Here is a 2,609-nt window from a genome sequence, read left to right as displayed (position 1 = left end):
CCCATCGCGGTGCATTCGCAGGTGCTGCGCAAGGAGCTGCCCATCCTTGCGCTGGTCACCGCCCTGGCCGCGTGGCAGCTGCTGGACGGCGAAATCACACGGTTTGATGCGCTGGTGCTGCTCGGTGTGTTCGGTACGCTGATGGGCTGGACGATCTGGCAGGGGATGAAGAAGAAAGAGGATGCGCTGGCCAGCGAGATAGAACAGGAACTGGACGTGCGCGCCATGCCCCTGCGACAGTCGATTTTCTGGCTGGTGACGGGACTGGTGCTGCTGATTGTCAGCTCCCGTGTACTGGTCTGGGGGGCGGTGGAAATTGCCCATGGATTCGGTGTCAGCGACCTGATCATCGGCCTGACCATCATCGCCGTGGGCACCTCGCTACCGGAGCTGGCGTCGTCGATCATTGCCGCCAGAAAGGGCGAGCACGATATCGCCCTCGGTAACATCCTGGGCTCCAACCTGTTCAACACCCTTGCCGTGGTGGGGATTGCCGGCACCATTCATCCCTTGGCGGTAGGGCCCGAGGTGTTCAACCGGGACATGCTGGTCATGGCGGCGCTGACGCTGTCGCTATTCGTCATTGGCTACGGATTCCGGGGGCAAGGTCGCATCAACCGCCTTGAGGGCGCCTTGCTGCTGTCTGCTTACGTTGGCTATACCCTCTACTTGCTCAGCACGGTATTCGGTCAACCGTAATAACCCCATTCGACTTGCCGATGGCGAGTCGAACCAGCGACCGTAAATCGGACGCACGGCGACTTTCACCAGCCAATAACGGGCAACACCGTTATTGGCTTTGATTCCAGTTACCCCTGCCCTTAAGCTGACCTGAAAGCCACCATGCAGGGATAATAACAATGAAGCTCACCACCCTTACCCCGCCCCTGCAGGCGCTCCACGATTCCTCCGATGACATCCTGTTGGTATCGCTGATAAGCCATGATGGCCTGCCGGTGGTGCATATTGGTGAGGGGCTGGATTATGACGAGCAGAGTGCGCTGTTCTTCGAGATGAAGAAAGCCTCTGACCGGGTACTCGAGGGGTTACGGCTGGGGCATAGCGAGGAAATATTCATCCGTTGCCGGGAAGGGTGTATCTGCATCTGGCCAGTGAACGATATGGTGTTTGCCTGTATGGCACGGCCATCGGTGAACTCCCAGCACATGCAGATGCTCGCCTGGAAAACCGTATCGGCACTGGGAGGACTGGTTTAGTCCTTCACTCACTCCCCCTTCACACCTGGATCACAAAACGGCTTAGCCCCAGTAATCACAAGCCATCCAGCCCTTTGAACCCCTTTCAACGCAACAAAAAGATACAGCCCCACCATAGAGAGATACGACCGTACTAATTAGCGTCAGGGCACGACTTTTTGGAGGGATCTTCATGCAGAGAAAAACAGGTATTGGCGCCCTGCTGGCGGCGCTACTGGGTGGCAGTGTGCTCAGCCCGGTGTGGGCGGACGATACTCCGTCTTTTATCACGCAAACGCAAAATGAAGTCATCGACAACCAATACATCGTGACACTGGCCCCGGACATTATTCAGCGCCTTGGGGTGACCGATCTGACCACGGCCATTCGCACACTGCTGGCCACGGTGGGCGGCGGCGAGGTGATTTATACCTATCAGCACGCGCTTACCGGCATGACCGTGCGGCTCACGGACCTGCAGGCCACCTTGCTGGGCCAGCTACCCGGCGTGATCGGCCTGGAGCCGGACCGTCGGGTGCAGGCCATCGCTACCCAGGCGAACGCCACCTGGGGGCTGGACCGGATTGACCAGCCAGCCCTGCCGCTGGATGGCAGCTACCAGTATCCCAACAGCGCCGGCAACGATGTCACCGTCTATGTGATCGACACCGGTCTGCGCGCCAGCCATAACGAATTCAGCGGGCGGGTCAGCCCGGGCCGTAACTTCGTCAGCAGTGGCGGCGGTTTCCTGTTTGGTGGCGGCAGTGTGGACCCGGCCAACACCAATGACTGTAATGGCCACGGCACCCATGTGGCGGGCACCGCCGTGGGCACCGTTTACGGGGTGGCCAAGCAGGCACAAATCGCGCCGGTGCGGGTACTGGACTGCAATGGCAGCGGCAGTAACTCCGGCGTGATCGCCGGGGTGGACTGGGTGGCCGGCAATCACCGCAAACCTGCGGTGGCCAATATGTCCCTGGGAGGCGGTAGCTCCAGCGCCCTGGATACGGCAGTACGCAACGCCGTAGTTGCCGGGGTAAGCATGGTGGTGGCCGCCGGCAACGATAACAGCGACGCCTGCAACGGCTCTCCCAACCGGGTGGCCGAGGCTCTGACCGTGGGGTCCACCACCCGAACAGACCAGCGCTCTTCGTTCTCCAATTTCGGCGCCTGTGTGGACCTGTTCGCCCCGGGTAGCGACATTACCTCTGCCTGGTTTCAATCCGACACCCAGACCGCACGCCTGAACGGCACCTCCATGGCAGCCCCTCATGCTGCCGGTGCAGCGGCCGTGTATCTGGGAACGAATCCCAGCGCCAGCCCTGAGCAGGTGTTCGCGGCATTGGTCGATGGCAGCGCCACCGGCATGATCAGCAATGCCAGCAACCAGTCGCCCAACCGCCTGTTGCAGGT

At 60.6% G+C, this 2,609-nt stretch carries 3 protein-coding genes; all 3 read left to right on the top strand.

Going from position 1 to position 2,609, the window contains the following annotated elements; translation table 11 throughout:
* Positions 1–699, top strand: a 699-nt coding sequence (locus HUJ17_RS15490) for a calcium/sodium antiporter (RefSeq protein ID WP_290511540.1), incomplete at its 5' end; no start/stop codon positions are given.
* 161 nt (positions 700–860) lie between these two features.
* The gene (locus tag HUJ17_RS15485; protein WP_290511539.1) at positions 861–1,217 is read left to right on the top strand and encodes a roadblock/LC7 domain-containing protein; all 357 of its coding nucleotides are present in this window, start codon (positions 861–863) and stop codon (positions 1,215–1,217) included.
* A gap of 172 nt (positions 1,218–1,389) precedes the next feature.
* Positions 1,390–2,609: S8 family peptidase (locus HUJ17_RS15480; protein ID WP_290511538.1), on the top strand; the 1,220-nt coding region annotated here is incomplete at its 3' end.

Source organism: Alcanivorax sp., from assembly GCF_014762765.1.
In the GTDB taxonomy this organism is placed as follows: domain Bacteria; phylum Pseudomonadota; class Gammaproteobacteria; order Pseudomonadales; family Alcanivoracaceae; genus Alcanivorax.
Note: the sequence above shows the minus strand (reverse complement) of the source record. Positions and strands in the feature narration are given on the sequence as shown.